Origin of the sequence: Pseudomonas sp. S35, assembly GCF_009866765.1 — a bacterium.
Classification (GTDB): domain Bacteria; phylum Pseudomonadota; class Gammaproteobacteria; order Pseudomonadales; family Pseudomonadaceae; genus Aquipseudomonas.
Genome location: NZ_CP019431.1, coordinates 1,498,312 through 1,520,382 on the forward strand (window position 1 = coordinate 1,498,312; position 22,071 = coordinate 1,520,382).

22 protein-coding genes are annotated in these 22,071 nt (G+C 61.5%); 12 read left to right on the forward strand and 10 right to left on the reverse strand.

Annotated elements, in window-relative coordinates; translation table 11 throughout:
• Positions 1–4 precede the first annotated feature (4 nt).
• Together PspS35_RS06695 and PspS35_RS06700 are read right to left on the reverse strand one after the other, a co-directional pair.
• On the reverse strand, positions 5–430 hold the full coding sequence (locus PspS35_RS06695) for a DUF4398 domain-containing protein (protein WP_099583389.1): 426 nt from the start codon (positions 428–430) through the stop codon (positions 5–7).
• Positions 431–713: 283 nt separating this feature from the next.
• Entirely contained in the window at positions 714–1,058 is a 345-nt protein-coding gene (locus PspS35_RS06700) for a pilin assembly protein (RefSeq protein ID WP_159933261.1), read from the reverse strand.
• Between the two features lie 183 nt (positions 1,059–1,241).
• Between PspS35_RS06700 and ppc the strand changes: the two genes are divergently transcribed.
• From ppc to PspS35_RS06735, 7 genes are all read left to right on the forward strand, one after another.
• On the forward strand, positions 1,242–3,869 hold the full coding sequence (gene ppc / locus PspS35_RS06705; RefSeq protein WP_159933262.1) for a phosphoenolpyruvate carboxylase: 2,628 nt from the start codon (positions 1,242–1,244) through the stop codon (positions 3,867–3,869).
• Positions 3,870–4,164: 295 nt separating this feature from the next.
• Positions 4,165–4,812, forward strand: a complete 648-nt coding sequence (adk, locus tag PspS35_RS06710; RefSeq protein ID WP_003172225.1) for an adenylate kinase — start codon at positions 4,165–4,167, stop codon at positions 4,810–4,812.
• 90 nt (positions 4,813–4,902) lie between these two features.
• Entirely contained in the window at positions 4,903–5,589 is a 687-nt protein-coding gene (gene tsaB, locus PspS35_RS06715; RefSeq protein WP_159933263.1) for a tRNA (adenosine(37)-N6)-threonylcarbamoyltransferase complex dimerization subunit type 1 TsaB, read from the forward strand.
• Between the two features lie 160 nt (positions 5,590–5,749).
• Positions 5,750–6,040, forward strand: coding sequence for a hypothetical protein (locus PspS35_RS06720; protein ID WP_016979856.1), 291 nt, complete (start codon positions 5,750–5,752; stop codon positions 6,038–6,040).
• Positions 6,040–6,900: a DUF72 domain-containing protein gene (locus PspS35_RS06725; RefSeq protein ID WP_159933264.1), complete on the forward strand. Its 861-nt coding sequence runs from the start codon at positions 6,040–6,042 to the stop codon at positions 6,898–6,900. The genes PspS35_RS06720 and PspS35_RS06725 overlap by 1 nt, the downstream gene beginning before the upstream one ends.
• Positions 6,901–6,927: 27 nt before the next feature.
• Positions 6,928–7,755 (forward strand): isocitrate lyase/phosphoenolpyruvate mutase family protein, encoded by an 828-nt coding sequence (locus tag PspS35_RS06730; RefSeq protein WP_159933265.1) that lies wholly within the window; start codon positions 6,928–6,930, stop codon positions 7,753–7,755.
• A 3-nt stretch (positions 7,756–7,758) separates the two neighbouring features.
• Positions 7,759–8,457 carry an extensin family protein gene (locus PspS35_RS06735; RefSeq protein WP_159933266.1) on the forward strand — a complete coding sequence of 233 codons (699 nt, stop codon included), beginning with the start codon at positions 7,759–7,761 and terminating at the stop codon, positions 8,455–8,457.
• 3 nt (positions 8,458–8,460) lie between these two features.
• On the opposite strand, the gene PspS35_RS06740 is transcribed toward PspS35_RS06735, so the two are convergent.
• Positions 8,461–9,081 carry an energy transducer TonB gene (locus tag PspS35_RS06740; RefSeq protein WP_159933267.1) on the reverse strand — a complete coding sequence of 207 codons (621 nt, stop codon included), beginning with the start codon at positions 9,079–9,081 and terminating at the stop codon, positions 8,461–8,463.
• A 96-nt stretch (positions 9,082–9,177) separates the two neighbouring features.
• Here PspS35_RS06740 and PspS35_RS06745 point away from each other — a divergent pair, with 96 nt between their 5' ends.
• Positions 9,178–9,960 carry a class I SAM-dependent methyltransferase gene (locus PspS35_RS06745; RefSeq protein ID WP_159933268.1) on the forward strand — a complete coding sequence of 261 codons (783 nt, stop codon included), beginning with the start codon at positions 9,178–9,180 and terminating at the stop codon, positions 9,958–9,960.
• A 3-nt stretch (positions 9,961–9,963) separates the two neighbouring features.
• Here PspS35_RS06745 and PspS35_RS06750 read toward each other — a convergent pair whose 3' ends face one another.
• Positions 9,964–10,599 (reverse strand): TetR/AcrR family transcriptional regulator, encoded by a 636-nt coding sequence (locus tag PspS35_RS06750; RefSeq protein ID WP_159933269.1) that lies wholly within the window; start codon positions 10,597–10,599, stop codon positions 9,964–9,966.
• Between the two features lie 93 nt (positions 10,600–10,692).
• Here PspS35_RS06750 and PspS35_RS06755 point away from each other — a divergent pair, with 93 nt between their 5' ends.
• The 3 genes from PspS35_RS06755 to PspS35_RS06765 are packed head-to-tail and all read left to right on the forward strand — an operon-like array spanning position 10,693 to position 15,461.
• Entirely contained in the window at positions 10,693–11,793 is a 1,101-nt protein-coding gene (locus tag PspS35_RS06755; RefSeq protein ID WP_159933270.1) for an efflux RND transporter periplasmic adaptor subunit, read from the forward strand.
• Between the two features lie 6 nt (positions 11,794–11,799).
• Positions 11,800–14,865, forward strand: a complete 3,066-nt coding sequence (locus PspS35_RS06760) for an efflux RND transporter permease subunit (protein ID WP_159933271.1) — start codon at positions 11,800–11,802, stop codon at positions 14,863–14,865.
• 2 nt (positions 14,866–14,867) lie between these two features.
• Positions 14,868–15,461 (forward strand): LysE family transporter, encoded by a 594-nt coding sequence (locus PspS35_RS06765; RefSeq protein WP_159933272.1) that lies wholly within the window; start codon positions 14,868–14,870, stop codon positions 15,459–15,461.
• Between the two features lie 37 nt (positions 15,462–15,498).
• On the opposite strand, the gene PspS35_RS06770 is transcribed toward PspS35_RS06765, so the two are convergent.
• The 3 genes from PspS35_RS06770 to plsB are packed head-to-tail and all read right to left on the reverse strand — an operon-like array spanning position 15,499 to position 19,173.
• On the reverse strand, positions 15,499–16,188 hold the full coding sequence (locus PspS35_RS06770) for a DUF4197 domain-containing protein (RefSeq protein ID WP_159933273.1): 690 nt from the start codon (positions 16,186–16,188) through the stop codon (positions 15,499–15,501).
• 27 nt (positions 16,189–16,215) lie between these two features.
• A complete protein-coding gene (locus PspS35_RS06775) occupies positions 16,216–16,617 on the reverse strand; it encodes a YbaY family lipoprotein (protein ID WP_159933274.1) in 402 nt (133 codons plus the stop codon).
• Positions 16,618–16,668: 51 nt separating this feature from the next.
• On the reverse strand, positions 16,669–19,173 hold the full coding sequence (plsB, locus tag PspS35_RS06780) for a glycerol-3-phosphate 1-O-acyltransferase PlsB (RefSeq protein WP_159933275.1): 2,505 nt from the start codon (positions 19,171–19,173) through the stop codon (positions 16,669–16,671).
• 184 nt (positions 19,174–19,357) lie between these two features.
• Between plsB and PspS35_RS06785 the strand changes: the two genes are divergently transcribed.
• Positions 19,358–19,567, forward strand: coding sequence for a cold-shock protein (locus PspS35_RS06785; RefSeq protein ID WP_032891681.1), 210 nt, complete (start codon positions 19,358–19,360; stop codon positions 19,565–19,567).
• Between the two features lie 83 nt (positions 19,568–19,650).
• Here the strand turns inward: PspS35_RS06785 and PspS35_RS06790 are convergent, their stop codons facing one another.
• The 3 genes from PspS35_RS06790 to dapE are packed head-to-tail and all read right to left on the reverse strand — an operon-like array spanning position 19,651 to position 22,042.
• Positions 19,651–20,028, reverse strand: a complete 378-nt coding sequence (locus PspS35_RS06790; protein WP_159933276.1) for a hypothetical protein — start codon at positions 20,026–20,028, stop codon at positions 19,651–19,653.
• 53 nt (positions 20,029–20,081) lie between these two features.
• Positions 20,082–20,891, reverse strand: coding sequence for a putative RNA methyltransferase (locus PspS35_RS06795; protein ID WP_159933277.1), 810 nt, complete (start codon positions 20,889–20,891; stop codon positions 20,082–20,084).
• Entirely contained in the window at positions 20,891–22,042 is a 1,152-nt protein-coding gene (gene dapE, locus PspS35_RS06800) for a succinyl-diaminopimelate desuccinylase (RefSeq protein WP_159933278.1), read from the reverse strand. Before dapE ends, PspS35_RS06795 begins: the two co-directional genes overlap by 1 nt.
• Between the last annotated feature and the right edge of the window lie 29 nt (positions 22,043–22,071).

Consider the following 22,071-nt stretch of genomic DNA (forward strand, 5'->3'; position numbering starts at 1 on the left):
CGGCTTATTTCTGCTGGATAGCAGCCGGGCGCATGCCTTCCTTGCGCAGCTCGTCAACGGCCTTCTGGGAATCCTTCACCGCCTGGTCAGCCTTGGCTGCCTGGGCTTTGCGCTCTGCAACGCGAGCGTCCCATTCAGCTTGTTCAGACAGGCGACGGGCCTCGTCGTAGTTCTTGTCGTGCATCGCGATTTCGGCTTGCTTGAGCTTGTCCTGGGCCGATTTCATTTCTACGGCCGCATACTCGGTGCCGCCGGCGCTCACCGCGCTGTTCACTGCAGACTGCGTGACGGCGTACTGTTCGGTCGGTGGGTTGCCGGCGCAGCCCGCCAGAACGAAGCTGGTGCCGATTGCCAGCGCGGCCAATTTAAGCCCGCGCAGGTGGTTAAACGAGGATTTGGCAGTGCTGGTCTTCATCGTCTTCAACTCCATTGGATAACTCCTGAAAAACTTCAAAATCCATCTCGGTCGGTCACCGGTAGTGGGCCCGGAAGCAATGCTCGCGATGCCCTTTCAAACGGCCGTTCCAAGTGATGGCTTACTGGTTGTGACCGGAGGCTTTTTTGAATAGTTCAGCGAAGATGGCGATTTGCCTAAAAAAATATCTGACTAAACGGTCAGCGTAAAAACTTGGAACTTTGGCCGCGCGCAACGGTATGCCGAGCCTCTGTCGAGGCCCGGAATACGTGGTTTTGAGGTGGGGAAGCGGTGTCTGTCAGTGCTTCGGTTCGTCGGCGCTGGCTGACATATCGTGCAGGTAGCGACGGGACAATGTCAGGAAGCGAGGCGTGGGGCCGACGTCTTCATACAGCGGGTCGCCCTCTTCATCGGTGGCGATGACGTGTTGCCCCTTGATATAGGGAAAGCTGGCTTCCAGCTCCTCAAGGGCGGCGCCGATCAGCTCGCCGAGCAGTTCTTCGGTTTGGCGCTTGGGGTACATTTCGGCAATGGCCGCCAGCCGTGCGGCGGCCTCTACATCCAGATGGATGGCGTACTCGGTCTTGGTCAAGCGACCTTTGGCGTTCTCTTCCCAATGCTGGGCCAGTTCTCGAATTTTCATGGCAACCTCAATAAAGCCTGGGATGGCAGGCGGTGATGAGTGACCAGTCGCACGCAGGGATAACGCGGCGGCTCACAGTTGAGACTAGCTGCAAGCGACAAGGTTTAAAGTCTTGTCATAAAACGATGCTGGCGGCACTCTGGCAGGCCTGCGCGTCCCGGATTTCTGGCTGGAGATTGGCTGATGAGTGATATCGATGCACGCTTGCGTGAGGATGTTCACCTGCTGGGTGAACTGCTGGGCAACACCATTCGAGAGCAGTACGGCGATGATTTTCTCGACAAGATCGAGCAGATCCGCAAAGGCGCCAAGGCCGACCGTCGCGGCGCTGGTGATGAACTGAGCACCAGCCTCAACCAGTTGCAGGAAGATGAGTTGTTGCCGGTTGCCCGGGCTTTCAACCAGTTTCTCAACCTGGCCAACATTGCCGAGCAGTACCAGTTGATTCACCGGCGCGATGAGTCGCAGCCGGCGCCCTTCGAATCGCGCGTACTACCGGAGTTGCTGGCCCGCCTGCAAAGCGAAGGGCACAGCAACGAATCCCTGGCCCGCCAACTGGGGCGCCTGGAGATTGACTTGGTCCTCACGGCGCACCCCACCGAAGTGGCGCGCCGTACCCTGATCCAGAAATACGATGCGATCGCCGCGCAACTGGCGCTGCAAGATCACCGCGACCTCACGACCGCCGAGCGCGAGCAGATCCGCCAGCGCCTGCAACGGTTGATCGCCGAGGCCTGGCACACCGAAGAAATCCGCCGCACCCGACCCACCCCGGTGGACGAGGCCAAATGGGGCTTTGCGGTGATCGAGCATTCGCTGTGGCACGCCATCCCGAATTATTTGCGCAAGGCTGACCATGCCTTGCACGCCGCCACCGGCTTGCACTTGCCGCTGGAAGCTGCGCCGATTCGTTTTGCATCCTGGATGGGCGGCGACCGGGATGGCAACCCAAATGTCACCGCGTCGGTCACCCGCGAAGTGTTGCTGCTGGCGCGCTGGATGGCCGCCGACCTGTACCTGCGCGACATCGATCACCTGGCCTCCGAGCTGTCGATGCAAAAGGCCAGCCCGGCGTTGCAGGCCAAGGTCGGTGACAGCGTCGAGCCTTACCGCGCCTTGCTCAAGCAACTGCGCGAACGCCTGCGCGCTACGCGCCAATGGGCGCACACCGCGTTGAGCAGCAGCACGCCGGCCCCGGCTGAGGTGCTGCAGAACAACCGCGACCTGCTGGAGCCGTTGGAGCTGTGCTATCAGTCATTGCATGAGTGCGGCATGGGCGTGATTGCCGACGGTCCGCTACTCGACTGCCTGCGCCGAGCCGTGACGTTCGGCCTGTTCCTGGTGCGCTTGGACGTGCGTCAGGATTCCAGTCGCCACTCGGCGGCCATGACTGAAATCACCGATTACCTGGGCCTGGGTCGTTACGAGGAGTGGGACGAAGACGCGCGCATCGGTTTCCTGACCAAAGAGCTGGCCAACCGCCGGCCGCTGCTGCCGGGTTATTTCAAACCATCGGCGGATACCGCTGAGGTATTGAATACCTGTCGAGAAATCGCGGCTGCGCCGGCCGCTTCGCTGGGCTCGTACGTTATCTCCATGGCCGGGGCTGCCTCGGACGTGCTCGCTGTGCAACTGCTGCTTAAAGAGTCGGGCGTACAACGACCGATGCGCGTGGTGCCGCTGTTCGAGACCCTGGCCGACCTGGATAACGCCGGCCCGGTGATAGAGCAACTGTTGCTGCTGCCGGGCTATCGCGCCCGGTTGCAGGGCCCGCAGGAAGTGATGATCGGTTACTCCGACTCGGCCAAGGACGCCGGTACCACTGCCGCTGCCTGGGCGCAGTACCGGGCGCAGGAGCGGTTGGTGGATATCTGCCGTGAGCAACAGGTGGAACTGCTGTTATTCCACGGTCGCGGTGGCACCGTCGGGCGTGGCGGCGGCCCGGCCCACGCGGCAATCCTGTCGCAGCCGCCGGGTTCGGTGGCGGGGCGGTTCCGTACCACCGAACAGGGCGAGATGATCCGCTTCAAGTTCGGCCTGCCGGACATCGCCGAGCAGAACCTCAATCTGTACCTGGCCGCGGTGCTGGAAGCGACGTTGCTGCCACCGCCGCCGCCGCAGCCGGCCTGGCGCCATTTGATGGACGAATTGGCGGCCGACGGTGTCAGCGCTTACCGCGCTGTGGTGCGGGAAAATCCGCAATTCGTCGAGTATTTTCGCCAGTCCACCCCCGAGCAGGAGTTGGGGCGTTTGCCATTGGGCAGTCGTCCGGCCAAGCGCCGCGCCGGCGGTATAGAAAGCCTGCGCGCCATCCCCTGGATCTTCGGCTGGACCCAGACCCGTCTGATGCTACCGGCCTGGCTGGGTTGGGAAGCGGCGTTGAGCAAGGCTTTGGAGCGCGGTGAAGGTGAACTGCTGGGGCAGATGCGTGAACAGTGGCCGTTCTTCCGCACCCGCATCGATATGTTGGAAATGGTGCTGGCCAAGGCTGATGCCGATATCGCGCGGCTGTATGACGAGCGTTTGGTGCAACCGGACCTGCTGCCATTGGGTGCGCACTTGCGCGACCTATTGTCGCAGGCTTGTGATGTGGTGCTTGGCCTGACCGGCCAGTCGCAACTGCTGGCCCATAGCCCCGACACCCTGGAGTTCATCCGCTTGCGCAACACCTACCTCGATCCCCTGCACCTGTTGCAGGCCGAGTTACTGGCACGCTCGCGCCAGCAGGAAGCGGCGCAGGACAGCCCTCTGGAACAGGCGCTGCTGGTGTCCGTGGCCGGTATTGCCGCTGGTTTGCGCAACACTGGCTGAGGTTTTTTGCGTGTTCTCAATGGTTTGCAGATAAACCACGACGGCCGCCCGGAACAGGGCGGTCGGCGTTTACAGGGCCGGGTTGCACTCAGGCATACCCTACCTATGACGCATGCCTGGCGCGGTTCCTGCGACTTTTGGCGGCTTGTGTGGTTAAGGCCTGCTGTGTATCTTGATCAGCCTTTGGCCGTTTGGGCGGCCCGAATCCTATTGTTACGAGCCACACTTCTTTGAGATTTGCCCCCACGCGGTGAATCCGAGCGTCATCTCTATATAAAAATTGAGGAGCACATCAATGCGCGTCATTCTGCTGGGAGCTCCCGGGGCCGGTAAAGGTACTCAGGCAAAGTTCATCACTGAAAAATTCGGCATTCCACAAATCTCCACCGGCGACATGCTGCGTGCGGCCGTCAAGGCTGGCACCGAGCTGGGCCTGATCGCCAAGAGTGTGATGGACAGCGGCGGCCTGGTTTCCGATGACCTGATCATCAACCTGGTCAAGGAACGCATCAGCCAGGAAGACTGCAAGAACGGTTTCCTGTTCGACGGCTTCCCACGCACCATTCCCCAGGCTGAAGCCCTGGTGAAGGCCGGCGTAGAGCTGGACGCCGTGGTCGAAATCGCCGTTGAAGACGAAGAAATCGTCCAGCGTATTGCCGGCCGTCGCGTTCACGAAGGTTCGGGCCGTGTGTACCACGTGGTCTACAACCCGCCGAAGGTTGAAGGCAAGGACGATGTCACCGGTGAAGACCTGGTGCAGCGTAAAGACGACACTGAAGAAACCGTGCGTCATCGCTTGTCGGTCTACCACTCGCAGACCAAGCCGCTGGTGGACTTCTACCAGAAGCTGTCCGCAGCCCAGGGCAAGCCGAAGTACAGCCACATCCCTGGCGTTGGCTCGGTAGAAGCCATCACTGCCAAGGTGCTGCAAGCACTGAGCTGATCCTTCGATCGGCTTGCGACACAACGGCCCGCTTGCGGGCCGTTGTTGTTTATACTGGCGCACTTTTTTTCGACTTGGACACCCCCACCGATGAGCACCCTGCTGGCCCTGGACACCGCGACTGAAGCTTGCTCCGTTGCCTTGCTGCACGATGGCAAAGTAACAAGCCACTACGAGGTGATCCCGCGCCTGCACGCGCAGAAGCTGTTGCCGATGATCAAGCAACTGCTGGAAGACGCGGGCACCACCCTGGCTGCCGTCGATGCCATCGCCTTTGGCCGTGGCCCTGGCGCGTTTACCGGTGTGCGTATCGCTATCGGCGTCGTCCAGGGGCTGGCGTTCGCGCTGGAGCGCCCGGTATTGCCGGTGTCCAACCTTGCGGTACTGGCCCAGCGCGCATTGCGTGAGCATGGCGCCTCGCAAGTGGCCGCCGCCATTGATGCGCGGATGGATGAGGTCTATTGGGGCTGTTACCGCGAAACCGCTGGCGAAATGCGCCTGGTGGGCGTGGAAGCGGTGCAACCCCCGCAATCGTCGGCATTGCCAGACGATGCCAGCGGCGACTGGTTCGGTGCGGGCACTGGCTGGGGCTATGGCGAGCGTATCGGCGTTCAACTGGTTGGCCAGGACGCCGCCATGTTGCCTCACGCCGAAGATCTGCTGACCCTGGCGCGCTTCGCGTTTGAGCGTGGCGAGGCGATTCCTGCAGATCAGGCTGCACCGGTTTACCTGCGCGATAAAGTCGCGCAAACCAAAGCCGAACGCGGGATTATTTGACGCCAAAAAGGCTGGTGATTGGCGGCAAAAGTCGCCAATCGTCAGAATTTGTCCCAGGTTTTAAACCTTTTTCAAATTATGTGTTCTAGTTATCACCAGAGCATTTGCGCGCAACGGACAGTGCTGCCAAAATGCCATTACTGATAGCGAGTTCGCGCCTATGCGTATAGATGGATTTTCCTCACAGTCGTACCCAATCAAGCGTAAGCCGCGTAAGGCAAACGTCACGGTGGACGAGTCTGTCGAGGATTCGCCGGACTTCATTGAAGTCCAGTCCGACGCGCAGGCCAACGCTCAAGCACGCATCAGCGGCCTTCCCGCCCGTCAACAAGACATGGTCTTCCCGCGCTCCATGAGCAAAAGCGTTGCCACCGCCCTGGCCAGTTACCTGACCACCGCCGGTTTTGTCGAATGGGATATGGAAGTGCTGGGCCTCGACATCCACATCTGATGCGTCTGCCTTACTTCCTCGGTTGCCCGTCCTGGAGCGAAAACGCCTGGCGCGAGTACCTGTACCCAGCCGATGCACGTTCCAACGATTACCTCGCCCTCTATTCCCAGGTCTTCAACGCGGTTGAAGGCAATACCACGTTCTATGCCCGCCCTTCAGCCGCCACGGTGCAGCGCTGGGCTGAAATCATGCCGGACGATTTTCGCTTCACCGCAAAATTCCCCGGTGATATCAGTCATGGCGGCGACTTGCGTGAGCAATTGCCAGCGGCAGAAAGTTTTGTCGGTTTGATGAGCCCGCTCGGTGAGCGCGTTTCACCGTTGTGGCTGCAACTGTCGGCGAGTTTTTCACCACAACGCCTGGCTGAACTGGCTGGTTTTATTGATGGCCTGGAGCGCCCGCTGGCGGTGGAAGTGCGCCACCCGGAGTTCTTCGCCAAAGGCGATGCCGAGCGCATGCTCAACCGCCTGCTTCGCGACCGCGGCGTCGAACGTATTTGCCTTGATCCGCGCGCGTTGTTCAGTTGCACGTCCACCTCGGCGGCGGTGCTGCATGCCCAATCAAAAAAGCCCAAGGTACCAACGCGCCCGGCCGCGCTGACCCAGTTTCCGCAATTGCGGTTTATTGGCCATCCGGAGCTGGAAGCCAACGACCCGTTCCTGATTCCGTGGGTAGAAAAAATCGCCGGTTGGATCGAAGAGGGCCGCACGCCTTACGTGTTCTTGCACACCTCGGACAACCGCCTGGCTGCGCAACTGGCTTTGCGTTTCCACGACAAACTGATGGCCCGTCTGCCCGGCTTACCCGCGCTGCCGACATTGGATCGACAACCCGAAGCCGAACAACTGGGGTTACTCTAGGGCTCCTTTTCCCGCCAGGAGTCAGTCATGGATGCCCAAGCCCGACGCGCCGAAACCTTCAAGGCCTTGCATGAGCGCGACCGCGCCTTCGTGATGCCCAACCCTTGGGACGCGGGCTCTGCCGTGATGCTCGCCAGCCTGGGTTTTGAAGCCCTCGCCACGACCAGTGCGGGTTATGCATTCAGCCTGGGGCGCCCGGATGCGGAAGGGGCGTTGTCCCTCGAAGACACCTTGCTCAATGCCGCCATGATCGCCAAGGCCACCGCACTGCCGGTGGCGGCTGACCTGGAGAACGGTTTCAGCGACACGCCTGAAGGCTGCGCCCAGACCATCCTGCGCGCTGCTGCCAGCGGTATCGTCGGTGGCTCCATCGAAGATGCCACGGGCATTGCGGTCGACCCGATCTATGCTTTTGAGCGCTCTGTCGAACGTGTGGAAGCTGCCGTCGCCGCCGCCCGCAGCTTGCCATTCCCCTTCACGCTGACGGCCCGAGCGGAAAACCTCCTGCATGGTCGCCTGGATTTGCCTGACACCATTCGCCGCCTTCAGGCCTACGCCGAAGCCGGTGCCGACGTGTTGTACGCGCCGGGCCTTCGCAGCGCGCAGGAGGTGTTGGCGGTGGTCAAGGCCGTGGCGCCCAAGCCGGTGAATGTGTTGATGTCCGGCGGCTTGAAGCTCAGCGTGGCGCAATTGAGTGCGATGGGGGTCAAGCGCATCAGCGTGGGATCGGCCCTGGCGTTGGCGGCCTATGGCGAGTTCTACCGGGCGGCGCAGGAAGTCTATGAACTGGGCACTTTCACCTTTACCGAACGTTCGATGCCGTTCAGCACAGCCAATCAGTTCTTCAAGGGCTAAGGCGTGCGATTTTTCAAAATATTGGCTGTGTTACTGCTGCTCGGTGGCGCTGTTGCGGTCGGTGTAGGGCGAGGCTGGGTGCCGCTGCCGGCTCAATGGAACCCGTGGGCGCCGCTGGACGTGCGTGCCAGCCCGAACCTGTTGACCCGCTACAAGCTTGGGCGCTTGCAGGAGGATCCGGCGTTGTGCGACCAGGTGCTGAAAACCTCCGGCCTGCGCGTCAGCCATCAGGCCGACACGCCGGCCGATGCAGCCTGTCCTTTGCGCAATACCTTGCGCGTGCAGGCTGCAGACGTGGCCCTAAGCAGCAGCTTTCTCGCCAGTTGCCCGTTGGCGGTGGCGTTCGCGCTGTTCGAGCGGCACAGCCTGCAACCGGCGGCCCAGGCGGTGTTCGGCCAGGCCGTCACGCGGGTCGATCACCTGGGCAGCTTTGCTTGTCGCAATATCTATGGTCGTGCCCAAGGGCGGCTCAGTCAGCATGCGTCGGCCAATGCCTTGGATATCGCCGGGTTCCGGTTGGCGGATGGGCGCAGTATCAGCGTGCTCAAGGATTGGCCGGGGGAGGGCGACCGCGCACGATTCCTGCGTCAGGTGCGTGATAGCGCCTGCGATAATTTCAACGTGGTGTTGAGCCCGGACTACAACGCCGCGCACCGCAACCATTTCCATCTGGACATGGGACGTTGGTGGGTGTGCCGCTGAGGCTCAGGCGGCCAGGCGCAGATTATTGGCGATCAGTGGGCGTGCCCAGTAGTAATCGAAGTCCAGGGCTTTTTGTTGGGCCACCAGCTCTTCGGTCGGGTACGGCGTGGCGGGCGGCGGCAACAAGTCCAGTTCGAACTCGGCGATCGGCAAATGCAGGGGGCGAGCTTGCGGCGCCGGGCTTGGCTCGGGCAGCGGTTGGCCGGCGGTGAGTACGATGGGGCGTACCCAGCCGCTTTCGAAATTCTGCTGGCGCTGCTGGGCGACGATTTCTTCGTCCGGGTACGGCGTCGCAGCCGGTGGCAGCAACTCGGTTTCGAATTCGGCGATGGGCAGGAACAGTGGCTCAGGCGGTGCGATCTCGGTGTCTTTCACGTCGCACTCACGCTGCGTGAGGATCTGCGACAACAGGTCGGCGCCTTCGTGGGGTTCTACCGCTGGGTCCACCGCTGCCGGCGCCTGGGCGGCGAGCGCGGCGGGCGTATCGCCGAGCTGCTCGGCCAGCGCTCGGGCGAAGAAGTCCTGCCACACATGGCTCACCCCGGCCAGCGCTTGAGTATTGCGCAGGCCGTAGTGGTTGTGGGTCGGCAGTACACCGATGGTTAGGGGGAGAATGTCTGACATTTTTCTCGGTCGACGCTCAGCTCTGGCAAAATACCTGACTGTTATTTTTATCGGCCGCTGTTTGCCGATCCTTAATATTTTTGAGCGTAGTGATTGATGAGCGAACAACCAGCGGCCAGCCGCATCCAGGTCGAGGCCTTGGGCGACGGTTTCAAGGGCCGCGCCGAGCAGTGGGCAGCGCAGCTTGGCTTGCCTCTACAGCTCGCGGACGCGGACTTTTCCCTGCAAGTTGGCGAGCATGGCCTACAACTGCAACAGCTAGGCCCTGACGCGCCGGGGCCGGTGCGAGTGGACTTTGTCGAAGGCGGCGCGGCCCATCGTCGGCTCTACGGTGGGGGCAGCGGGCAGATGATTGCCAAAGCCGTCGGCATTGCCCAAGGCGTGCGTCCTCGGGTGTTGGATGCCACGGCAGGCCTGGGCAAGGACGCATTTGTGCTGGCCAGCCTGGGCTGCGAGATGAGCCTGATCGAACGCCAACCGTTGATCGGCGCCTTGCTCGAAGACGGCCTGGCGCGCGGTGCAGAGGATTTTGAGGTGGCGCCGATCGTGGCACGCATGAAGCTGCTCAAGGGCAACTCCATCGACGTTATGCTCAATTGGGAAGGCGAGCCACCACAGGTGATCTACCTCGACCCGATGTTCCCTCACCGTGAGAAAACCGCCTTGGTGAAGAAGGAAATGCGCCTGTTCCGCCCGCTGGTAGGTGATGACCCGGACGCACCGGCCTTGCTGGCCGCCGCCCTGGCCCTGGCCAGCCACCGCGTGGTGGTCAAGCGCCCGCGCAAGGCGCCGTGCATCGAAGGGCCCAAGCCGAGCCATGCGCTGGATGGCAAGTCCAGCCGCTATGACATCTATCCCAAGAAAGCGCTCAAAGCCTGATGTTCATGGCCTGTAGGCCCGCATAAACAACCCCACCACCTCCTGCACATGGGCTTCGGCGGCTTCTTCGGTCAGTTGCCCGCCGCAGCCATACAGCAGGCAGAAATTTGCCGTGCCCTTGAGCAGGCAAAAAAAGTGCTCGGCTGCCGTAAAGGTTTTTTCGATGCTTAGGGCGCCGCTCTGGTCGATCTTGCTGAGCAGGCGCTCCATGCCCTGGAGCATGCGCATTGGCCCGGCTTCGAAGAAGATCTGTGAGAGTTTCACGTCCTGATTGCCGGTGGTCATCATCAGGCGGTGCAGGTTCACCGACTCCTCGCTGTTGATCAGCCGATGAAACCCCCGCGCGATATTCAGCAACACCGTCTCGACGGGCATGCCCTCGGGCAGTTCGAAGTACATCACCGGCAACTGCTCTTCGCACTTGGCCACCACCGCGGCGGTGAACAAGGTCTCTTTGTCGGTGAAGTGGCTGTAGACGGTGAGTTTCGATACGCCTGCCTCAAGGGCCACGGCATCCATGCTGGTGCTGGCGTAACCATTGCTCAGAAACAGGAATTTCGCTGCATCGAGAATTGCCTGGCGTTTTGCCATGTCCTTTGGCCGCCCGGGGCTGTTGGTGTTTACAGGATTGTCGGACATTTCCACCTTTAATACTGGACTGGTGAGTTTGGTATTAATAACATACTGGCCAGTATAATTATTCCTAGCTTCATTTGCGAAAGGTCCTTCAGCATGCGCAGCACTTTCCTGCCCTTTGCGTTGCCTGTCAGCCTGGTCTTCCTATTGGCCGCCTGCGGCCATGAAGAACCGGCCCAGATCACCGTCCGCCCTGCGATGGTGGTGCAACCGCAACCATCGGCCCAGTCGATGGACAGCTACCCCGGTGAAGTGCGGGCTCGTTATGAGCCGGACCTGGCCTTTCGTATCGGTGGCAAAGTCAGTAAGCGCCTGGTGGAAGAGGGCGAGCGGGTCAAGGCCAACCAACCGTTGGCGGAACTCGACCCGCAGGATGTGCGCTTGCAACTGGAGGCCACCCGCGCCCAAGTCGCCGCCGCCGAGGCCAACCTGAGCCTGGTCCGCGCCGAACGTGATCGTTACAAGACCCTGATGGACCGTCAGATGGTCAGCCGTTCCCAGTACGACAATTCCGAAAACCTCTACCGGTCCGGTGAAGCGCGCCTCAAGCAAATCAAGGCCGAGTTCGATGTGGCCAGCAACCAGGCCGGTTACGCGGTGCTCCGTGCCCCGCAGGATGGGGTCGTCGCCAAGCGTGCCGTAGAAGTCGGCCAAGTGGTGTCCGCTGGCCAAACCGTGTTCACCCTGGCCACTGATGGCGAGCGCGAGGTGCTCATCAGCCTGCCCGAACAAGGCTTTGGCCGCTTCAAGATCGGCCAGCCGGTCGCGGTGGAGCTGTGGAGCCAGCCGGACCAGCGCTTTACCGGGCGCATTCGTGAACTGTCCCCCGCCGCCGATCCAAAGTCGCGCACGTTTGCCGCCCGCGTGGCGTTCATCGGCGGCAAAGTGCCGGCGGAACTGGGCCAGAGCGCACGCGTATTCATACAGGCCGATGGCGTTGTTCCGCTGTCGGTGCCGCTGTCTGCCCTCAGTGCGGAGAATGGCGCGTCCTACGTCTGGCGTGTGGCGCCGGACAATACCCTCAAGCGCACCCCGGTACGCATCGGCGCGTTCGGCGAAAAAACCGTCCCCGTCCTGGAAGGCTTGACCCCCACCGACTGGGTGGTTGCAGCGGGCGTGCATGTGCTCCACGAGGGCCAGCAAGTGCGCCCGGTGGATCGCTCCAACCGTGTCGTGAATCTGGCGGCCAAGGAGTAGTCCCCGATGGGTTTCAATCTTTCCGAATGGGCGTTGCGTAATCGCCAGATCGTGCTGTTCCTGATGATCCTGCTGGCTGTGGTTGGCACCTTGTCCTACACCAAGTTGGGACAAAGTGAAGACCCGCCCTTCACCTTCAAAGCCATGGTGATCAAGACCAACTGGCCCGGCGCAACCGCCCAGGAAGTCTCGCGCCAGGTCACCGAGCGTATCGAGAAGAAACTGATGGAGACCGGCGAGTACGAGCGCATCGTGTCGTTCTCACGCCCCGGTGAGTCCACGGTCACCTTTATCGCCCGTGACTCCATGCACTCGGTCCAGATTCCGGAGCTGTGGTACCAGGTGCGCAAGAAGATCAGCGACATCCGCCAGACCTTGCCGCCGGATATCCAAGGCCCGTTTTTCAACGATGAGTTCGGCACCACCTTCGGTAATATCTACGCCCTGACCGGCGACGGCTTCGACTATGCCGTGCTCAAGGACTACGCCGACCGCATCCAGATTCAGCTGCAACGGGTAGCGGACGTGGGCAAGGTCGAGTTGCTCGGCCTGCAGGATGAGAAGATCTGGATCGAGCTGTCCAACCTCAAGCTCGCCACCCTGGGCCTGCCATTGGCAGCCGTGCAGCAGGCGTTGCAGGAACAGAACGCAGTGTCCACCGCCGGCTTCTTTGAAACCCCGAGCGAACGCGTGCAACTGCGCGTGTCGGGCAATTTCAAAACGGTGGAGGAGATTCGCGACTTTCCCATACGCGTAGGTGACCGAACCTTTCGTATCGGCGATGTAGCCGATATTCACCGGGGCTTCAACGACCCACCGGCACCGCGCATGCGCTACATGGGCGCGGATGCGATCGGCCTGGCCGTGGCGATGCGTGACGGTGGCGACATCCTGGTATTAGGCAAGGCGCTTGAAGGCGAATTCGCACGTTTGCAAAAGAACCTTCCGGCCGGCATGGAGCTGCGCAAAGTGTCGGACCAACCGGCGGCGGTGAAAACCAGTGTCGGTGAATTCGTGCAGGTGCTGGCCGAAGCATTGGCCATCGTATTGCTGGTGAGCTTCTTCTCCCTCGGTGTGCGCACGGGCATGGTGGTGGCCCTGGCGATTCCGTTGGTGTTGGCGATGACCTTCGCCACCATGTATTACCTCGGCATCGGGCTGCACAAGATTTCTCTCGGCGCATTGGTACTGGCGCTCGGTTTGCTGGTGGATGACGCGATCATCGCCGTGGAAATGATGGCGATCAAAATGGAGCAGGGCTATGACCGGCTCAAAGCCGCCAGTTTCGCCTGGACCAGTACCGCCTTCCCCATGCTCACCGGCACGCTGATCACGGCGGCTGGCTTCCTGCCGATTGCCACCGCGCAATCGAGCACCGGCGAATACACCCGTTCGATCTTCCAAGTGGTGACCATCGCGTTGCTGGCCTCGTGGGTTGCTGCCGTGGTGTTCGTGCCCTACCTGGGGGAAAAACTCCTGCCGGATTTGGCGAAGATTCATGCGGCCAAACACGGCACCAATGGCCCGGATCCTTACGGAACACCCTTTTACCAGCGTGTCAGACGTTTGGTGGAGTGGTGCGTGAGCCGGCGCAAAACTGTGATCGTGCTGACCCTGCTGCTGTTTATCGGCTCGGTGGCCTTGTTCCGCTTCGTGCCGCAGCAATTCTTTCCGGCCTCCGGTCGCCTGGAGTTGATGGTCGACCTGAAGCTGGCCGAAGGTGCCTCCCTGAGCAACACCGCCGACCAGGTCAAGCGCCTGGAAGCCATGCTCAAGGACCACGCCGGCATCGACAACTACGTGGCCTACGTCGGTACCGGTTCGCCGCGTTTCTACTTACCCCTGGACCAGCAACTGCCGGCCGCCAGCTTCGCGCAATTTGTGGTGCTGGCCAAGACCATCGAGGGGCGCGAAAGCCTGCGCACCTGGTTGATCGAAACCCTTAATGAACAATTCCCCGACCTGCGTTCACGCGTTACCCGCCTGGAAAACGGCCCGCCCGTGGGTTACCCGGTGCAGTTTCGTGTGACGGGCGAGCACATCGAAGAAGTCCGCGCCCTTGCTCGGAAAGTGGCGGCCAAGGTTCGCGAGAATTCCCACGTGGCCAACGTGCACCTGGATTGGGAAGAACCGAGCAAAATCGTCTACCTGAACATCGACCAGGACCGCGCCCGTGCCCTTGGCGTCAGCACCGCCAACTTGTCGAAATTCCTGCAGAGTTCACTTACCGGCTCCAGCGTCAGCCAATACCGGGAGGACAACGAATTGATCGAGATTCTCCTGCGCGGCACCATCCACGAACGCACCGAACTGTCGCTGCTGCCTAGCCTGGCCGTGCCGACCGACAACGGTAAAAGCGTGGCGCTGTCGCAGATTGCCACCCTCGAATACGGGTTTGAGGAGGGCATCATCTGGCACCGTAACCGTCTGCCGACAGTCACTGTTCGCGCCGACATCTACGGCAAGGAACAACCGGCGACCCTGGTTCAGCAAATTCTGCCGACCCTCGCAGGCGTGCGCGCCGAATTGCCGGACGGCTATCTGCTGGACGTCGGCGGCACCGTCGAAGACTCCGCCCGTGGCCAGAACTCGGTGAAGGCCGGCGTGCCGCTGTTTATCGTGGTGGTGCTGACCTTGCTGATGCTGCAACTGCGCAGCTTCTCACGCACAGCGATGGTGTTTCTCACGGCGCCGCTGGGCTTGATCGGCGTCACGCTGTTCCTTTTGGTGTTCCGCCAGCCCTTTGGCTTTGTGGCCATGCTGGGGACCATTGCCTTGTCGGGCATGATCATGCGCAACTCGGTGATCCTGGTGGACCAGATCGAACAAGACATCAAGGCCGGCCTGGCGCCGTGGCAAGCGATCATCGAAGCCACCGTCCGACGCTTCCGCCCGATTGTGCTGACAGCGCTTGCGGCGGTACTGGCGATGATCCCGCTGTCACGCAGTGTGTTCTTCGGGCCAATGGCGGTGGCGATCATGGGCGGGTTGATTGTGGCGACAGCGTTGACGCTATTGTTCCTACCGGCACTGTATGCTGCGTGGTTCAGAGTGAGGAAGGACGTCGCGTAACCATGTTGGCCACTGTTTCAGCCCTAGTATTGTTGCTGCTTGCCCCGGGCCCGACCAACACCCTGCTGTTTCGCGCAGGTGTGTTGTTCGGGTTTCGGGCCTCTTGGAAGCTGGTGTTCATCGAGTGCCTGGCGTACTTGCTGCAAGTCTCGGCGTGGGGCGTGGCGCTGCTTTATCTAGCGGCGTTTTCGCCATGGGCGTTGAAGGTGACGCAACTGGCAGCAGCGTGCTACCTGCTGTATGTGTCGTGCAAGTTGTGGCAACGCAAAAGCAGCGAGATCAGCCCAGGCAACGATCGCTTCACCGGGTGGTATTTCTTTTTGCTGACGGTCATGAATCCCAAGGGTTTGCTGATCGTTTCCTTTATCGCACCGTCCAATACGTTCACCGCCACGCAAGATTATGCCGAGTTCATGGGGTTATTGGCGTTGGTGGTCGTGCCGGTAGGGGCCGCTTGGGTGTTGTTGGGGAGTCGCTTTGAAGGGATGCAGAAGAGTTGGCTCACGCCCTTGAAGATCAATCGAATCACGTCGATTGCCATTGGCTGCTTCGCAACCTTGATGATGGGTCGACTGGCGGATTCAGTTTTTCACTAGAATCGCTCCCCGTTGCAGGGAGCGATCCTTGCGCTGCTTATAGTGCCCCAAACACCTTCTTCGCCAAACTCGTCGCTGCAGCCGCCGGGTTCTTGCGAATGGTCTCTTCCTGCTGCGCAATCATCTTGAACAAACCGTCCAACGCTTGTTCGGTCACGTAGTTTTCGACGTTGGCGCTCTTGGCATCCACAGCGCCAAAGGCGGCTGCCTTGCCGGCCAGGGCGTTGTACTGCTGGGCGACGCCGACTTTGTCGGTAGCGGCCTTGACGATGGGCAGGAACTTGGCGCGGATTTGTTCGCGGCTGCTTTTGTTCAGGTATTGGGTGGCCGAGTCCTGGCCGCCGCTGAGGATGCCCTTGGCGTCGGTCACGCTCATGTTTTTCACGGCGTTCACCAGAATCGGCTGGGCCTGGGTCACGGCGGTTTCGGCCGCTTTGTTCATGCTGTCTTCCAACTGGGTGACCTGATCACCCATGCCGAACATTTTCAGCTTGTCGGCGACTTTGCCCAGCTTGCCCGGCAGGCCGATCTTGACTTCGGGGTTGTTGCTGAAACCGCCTGGGACCCCCAGTTGTTTCACCGCGATCTGTGCGCCTTGGGTGAGGGCGTCCTTGAGGCCGCCGCTGGCGTCACCCTGGGACAGGCTACTCAGGTCCAGGGCCATCGCATGGGCACCGAACAGCAGGCCGGCACACAGGGCAGTCAGGCGAAGAGAGTTACGGAGCATGGGCGCTTCCTTATGTTCTTGAAGTAATCAGTGAGCGACGGCATCAACCCGCAGGCGCAGCGGCTGTGGATCCTGGCCATTGAGCTGCACGGTGTGCCGTTCGGTGGTGATGAACAGTAGCTTGCCCTCCAGTTCGATGCGAGCACTCACCGAATAACTGTGGCCAGGTTTGACCTGCGCCGGGTCGTAGCTCAGGTGGAACGGCAGCGGCACCTGGCCTTTGACCGGGCCTTTCTGCTCAGCCAGGGTCAAGGCGGGCGCGTCCATCAGCGATACGTCCTGCAGGCTGACGCTCAAGGTCGCGGTCGGCGGCAGGGCGATGCGTTGCAGGTAGAACACTTCGCCATCAAGGCTGGCCTTCGGGGCGGGGCTCATGGTTTGGCAGGCTCCGAGCAGGGCGGTGAGGCCCAGCAGAAGGATTTTTTTCATGGTGCGGCTCCTTTTCAGCGGCGCCAGCATCCCACTGGCGCCTTGTTCAATCTAGCGGGTTTCTTCGGGTTCAGCCGGTTGTTCGGCCGCGCCATCCACACGATGCAAGGCCACCTGGCGTATCGACAGGCGAATCTCGGCCGGCAACACACGTTTGGCCGCGCCTTCGGCCAGTTCGCCCAGCAGGTCGTGGTAACTCAATTTGCCGGCCTCGTCGCGGCGCAGCACATCTTGTTCCAGCAACGTCTGGATGAAATGTCGGAAAAGGCTCTTGTCGAAGAACTCCGGCGCATTGAGGCCATGCAGGATCGACAGGCGCTGGGCCATGATGGTGCAGAGGTCTTCCAGTTCTTCGGCGCTGATGCTGTTCTGGCCGCTGTTGAGCAGCAGCGAGATCGCCATGTAGAAGCGTTGCAAGGTCTGGGCGATGCTTTTGGACAGCAGTGTCAGCAGCACAAAGTGCCGTGAACTCGGCGCCGGGCGCAGGTACACGGCGTTTTCGAAGCGCAGCAGGCCTTGCTCGACAAACGCTTCCAGCCACTGGTCGACCACGGTGTCGAGCTCTTCCAGCGACCAACGGATAAACAGCTCCGATTGCAGGTACGGGTACAGCGCGTGGGTGTAGCGCAGGATCTGCTCGCGGCTCATCCGCGAGCTGCTCTGGAAGAAACTCGCCAGTAGCGCCGGCAGGGCGAAGATGTGCAGCACGTTGTTGCGGTAGTAGGTCATCAGGACGGCGTTCTGCTCGTCCAGGTACACAATCTTGCCCAGGGCGTCGCTCTGTTCCGACAGCAGGTCCATGTCCTTGACGTGCTTGATCAGCGCCAGGCCATCGCCTTCCGGCAGGGTGGTGTGCGGCGAGTACGGCACGCGACGCAACAACGCGAGGTACAGGTCCAGTTGGCGGGCCATCGCCTGCTCATCCAGGGCCAGGCGCGTGGTCGACAGCAGCGCCAGGGCCACCAGGTTCACCGGGTTCACGGCTGCCGCTTCGTTCAAGTGACGCGCCACCCGTTCGCCGAGACGGTGGGTGGTTTCGTTGAGCCACGCCGGCTTGTAGTTCGGGCCCAGTTCCTGGGCGCGCCAGTCGGGTTGTTCGCTGTCGAGGAATTGCGCCAGTTTGATCGGTTCGCCGAAGTTGACCGCGACTTGGCCAAAACGCTGCTTGAGCGCGCCGACCACTTTGAAAATATCGAAGATCGACTCTTTTTTCTTGCTCGCGCCGCGCAACTCGCCGAGGTAAGTGCGGCCTTCGAGTACACGCTCGTAGCCGATATACACCGGCACAAACACGATCGGCATGCGCGAGGAGCGCAGGAAGCTGCGCAGGGTGATCGCCAGCATCCCGGTCTTTGGTTGCAGCATGCGCCCGGTGCGCGAGCGACCGCCTTCGACGAAGTACTCCACCGGGAAACCCTTGGTGAACAGGGTGTGCAGGTATTCGTTGAACACCGAGGTGTACAGCGGGTTGCCCTTGAAGGTGCGGCGCATGAAAAACGCACCGCCACGGCGCAGCAGGCTGCCGATCACCGGCATGTTCAGGTTGATACCCGCAGCGATATGCGGCGGCGTCAGACCATTTTTGAACAGCAGGTACGACAGCAGCAGGTAGTCGATATGGCTGCGGTGGCAAGGCACGTAGATCACCTCGTACCCCTGGGCAACCTTCTGCACGCCTTCGATGTTATTGACCTTGATGCCGTCGTAGATCTTGTTCCAGAACCAGCTCAGCACCACTTCCAGGAAGCGGATCGCGGTGTAGGTGTAGTCCGAGGCAATCTCATTGCCATAGCGCAGGGCCTGGGCCTTGGCTTTTTCCGGGGAGATTTTCTCGCGTTCGGCTTCGTCGGCAATGGCCTGGCGCACCAGCGGCATATTCACCAGGCCTTTGACCAGGTTACGCCGGTGGGACAGGTCGGGGCCGATCACGGCGGTCTTCAGGTTACGAAAGTGCACACGCAGGATGCGCTGGGCCATGCGCACGGTGCGTTCGTGCCCTTTATTGTGCTCGATCAATTCACGCAGGTTGATGGGCGCGGAGAATTGCACACGGGTCTTGCGACCCAGGATCAGGATGCTCAACAGGCGGCGCAGACGGCCGGTGACGGCCCAGCTGTCGGCAAACAGCAGTTTCCACGGGCTGGACTCGCTCGCCGGGGTTTGCCCCCAGAACACGCTGACCGGAATGATTTGTGCATTCTCTTCGGCGTGATCGGTCAGGGTATTGACCAGGCGGGTCAGCGTCGGCGGCGCGCCGCGCTTGTCCTGGCGACCGAGCCAGTCCGGCTCTGGCGTGAGGTAGAAGAACGCCGCTGGCTCCATCAACGGGCCTACGGATACCGGCAGCACCGGGCGCGGCAAACCGGCCTTGGTGCACTCGGCATCGACCACGGCCAATTCGGTGAGGGAGGGCGATTGCAGGACGTAGAACACCGGCCGGCTGCGGTCCAGGTTAAGGGTTAGGGACGACTGATTGATCGTCTCCGAGCGAACCCAGAGGTACAACAGTCGGCGCAAGGTGCCAAACACCAGACGGCGGAACGGAGAGCGGGTCATAGGCGAGCTGCTTGAAGTGGAAAAAAACCGAGCAGGCGCTCGGGCGGGTAGTGTGCCGTATTCGCCGAAAATCGGCAAAAAAGCAGCGATGTAAACTTGAGTTGATCGCTTTTGAGCCTGTCTTATACTCGGCAGTTCAATGCGAACGACTCAACAATAAAAAACGTACGTGGGAGTAAAATAGATGGCAACGCGCGAAACCGGCAATGTGAAGTGGTTCAACGATGCAAAGGGCTATGGCTTCATTCAGCGTGAAGATGGCAAGGATGTGTTTGTGCACTACCGTGCCATTCGCGGTGATGGCCATCGTTCCCTGGCCGAGGGCCAGCAGGTGGAATACGCCGTGGTGACCGGCGAGAAGGGGTTGCAGGCGGAGGATGTAGTCGGTTTGTAATACGGGTTTTTGTTACACCGCAGAACCCATGTGGGAGGGGGCAAGCCCCCTCCCACATGTTGATTGTGGTTTACCGCTCAGGCTCAGGCAGTTTTCCAAGTGATCTGCTCTTCACCGTCTGCGCTGATGCGGACCCAGGTGTCGGCGCTTTCCTCACCTTCTTCCTCGACCCACGTGCCCGGCGCGCAACGCACTTCCACATTCAGCGCGGCGAATGCAGCACGCGCACAGGCGATGTCGTCGTCCCACGGGGTCTGGTCACTTTCCAGGTACAGGCTGTTCCACTTGCCTACGGCTTTGGGCAGCCAGGTGACGGGCACATTGCCGGCCTTGCACTTGTAGGTCTGGCCACGCTGGACCCAGTCGCTGCACGGGCCCAGGGCGGCGCCCAGCCAGGCGGCGATGGCCTTGTAGTCGACGTCAGCGTCCTTCAGGTAAATCTCGATATCGGGTTGGCGCATGGATGTTCCTCGTTGCGGGATTCGAAAATCCATTCGCGGATACTTAAAGTCGGTTATTGAAGCACGAAATAGTCATAGCGCATCGACACGGTGACCAGCAGCGGCTCGACGGCTTCGACTACTTGGGCACGACGCTCGGCGCTGGCACGCCAGCCGTGGGGCGTCATGGCCAGCAGGTTGGCGCGGTCTTTGGGCTCGGCCAGGCTCAGCGTGAATTCCAGGGTTTCGCTGTGGGCCAGGCTCATGCCGTCCGGCACCAGGGCCAGGTGTTTGTCGTCGGTGTACTCGCGCACTTCGTCGTACAGGCGCTCGCGCAACTCCATCAGGTGGCCGCTGGTCGGGCCTACCTTCATCAGGCCGCCGCCGGGGCTGAGCAGGCGCTTGGCTTCTTGCCAGTCGAGCGGGCTGAACACGCTGGCAAGAAACTGGCAGCTGGCATCGGCCAGCGGCACGCGGGCCATGCTGGCGATCAACCAGGTCAGCGCCGGGTTGCGTTTGCACGCACGCTTGACCGCTTCCTTGGAAATATCCAGCGCGTAGCCATCGGCGTGGGGCAGGGCGTCGGCGATTTGCGCGGTGTAGTAACCCTCGCCACAGCCGATGTCCACCCAGCGCTGCGGCGCGCGTTCTGCGGCCAGCTCAGCCAGGCGCTTGGCCACTGGCGCGTAGTGCCCAGCGTTGAGGAAATCACGGCGCGCTTCGACCATTGCCAGGTTATCGCCCGGGTCGCGGCTGTTCTTGTGCTGCACCGGCAACAGGTTCAGGTAACCCTGGCGCGCCCGGTCGAAACGGTGCCCGGCCGGGCACGCCACGCCGTTGTCCACCGCATTGAGCGGGGCGCTGCAAATGGGGCAGGCGAGCATCAGGCGAGCAACTTGATCAGGGTCTGGTAATAGATTTCGGTCAGTACATCGAGGTCGCTGGCGAGGATACGCTCGTTGACCTGATGGATCGTCGCGTTGACCGGGCCCAGCTCGACCACTTGGGTGCCGAGGGTGGCAATGAAACGGCCATCCGAGGTGCCGCCACTGGTGGACGCCTTGGTCTCGCGACCGGTGATCGCCTTGATGCTTGCCGACACCGCATCGAGCAATGCGCCCGGTTCGGTGAGGAACGGCAGACCCGACAGCGCCCACTCCACATGCCAGTCCAGGCCATGTTTGTCGAGGATGGCCGCAACGCGTTGCTGCAGGCCTTCGACGGTGGATTCGGTGGAGAAACGGAAGTTGAATACCGCCGTCAGGTCACCCGGGATCACGTTGGTGGCGCCGGTGCCGGAATTGAGGTTGGAGATCTGGAAGCTGGTCGGCGGGAAGAACGTGTTGCCGTCATCCCAATGCTCGGCGGCCAATTCCGCCAGGGCTGCTGCGGCCAGGTGGATCGGGTTCTTCGCCAGGTGCGGGTAGGCCACGTGGCCTTGTACGCCGCGCACGGTCAGGGTGGCGCCAAGGGAGCCGCGACGGCCGTTCTTGACCACGTCGCCCACCAGGGTGGTGCTTGACGGCTCGCCGACGATGCACCAGTCCAGGCGCTCTTTGCGCGCAGCCAGGCGTTCGATCACGGCCTTGGTGCCGTGGTGCGCCGGGCCTTCTTCATCGCTGGTGATCAGGAAGGCCACCGAGCCCTTGTGGTCCGGGTAGTCGGCGACAAAACGCTCCGCCGCCACCAGCATCGCGGCCAGGCTGCCTTTCATGTCCGCTGCGCCACGCCCGCAGAGCATGCCGTTTTCGTCGATCAACGCGTCGAACGGGTCGTTCTGCCAGGCCTGCACCGGGCCGGTCGGCACCACGTCAGTGTGGCCGGCGAAGCACAGCACTGGCCCCTCGTGCTTGCCGTGGGTGGCCCAGAAGTTATCCACCTCGAAGATGCGCATCGGCTCCAGCGCAAAACCAGCGTCGCCCAGGCGCTGCATCATCAGCTTCTGGCAATCGGCGTCGATCGGCGTGACCGAGGGACGACGGATCAGGTCGATGGCAAGTTGAAGGGTCGGCGAAAGGTCGGCATGGGCCGTCATGGGAAAACTCCGGAAGCGTGTAATGGGCG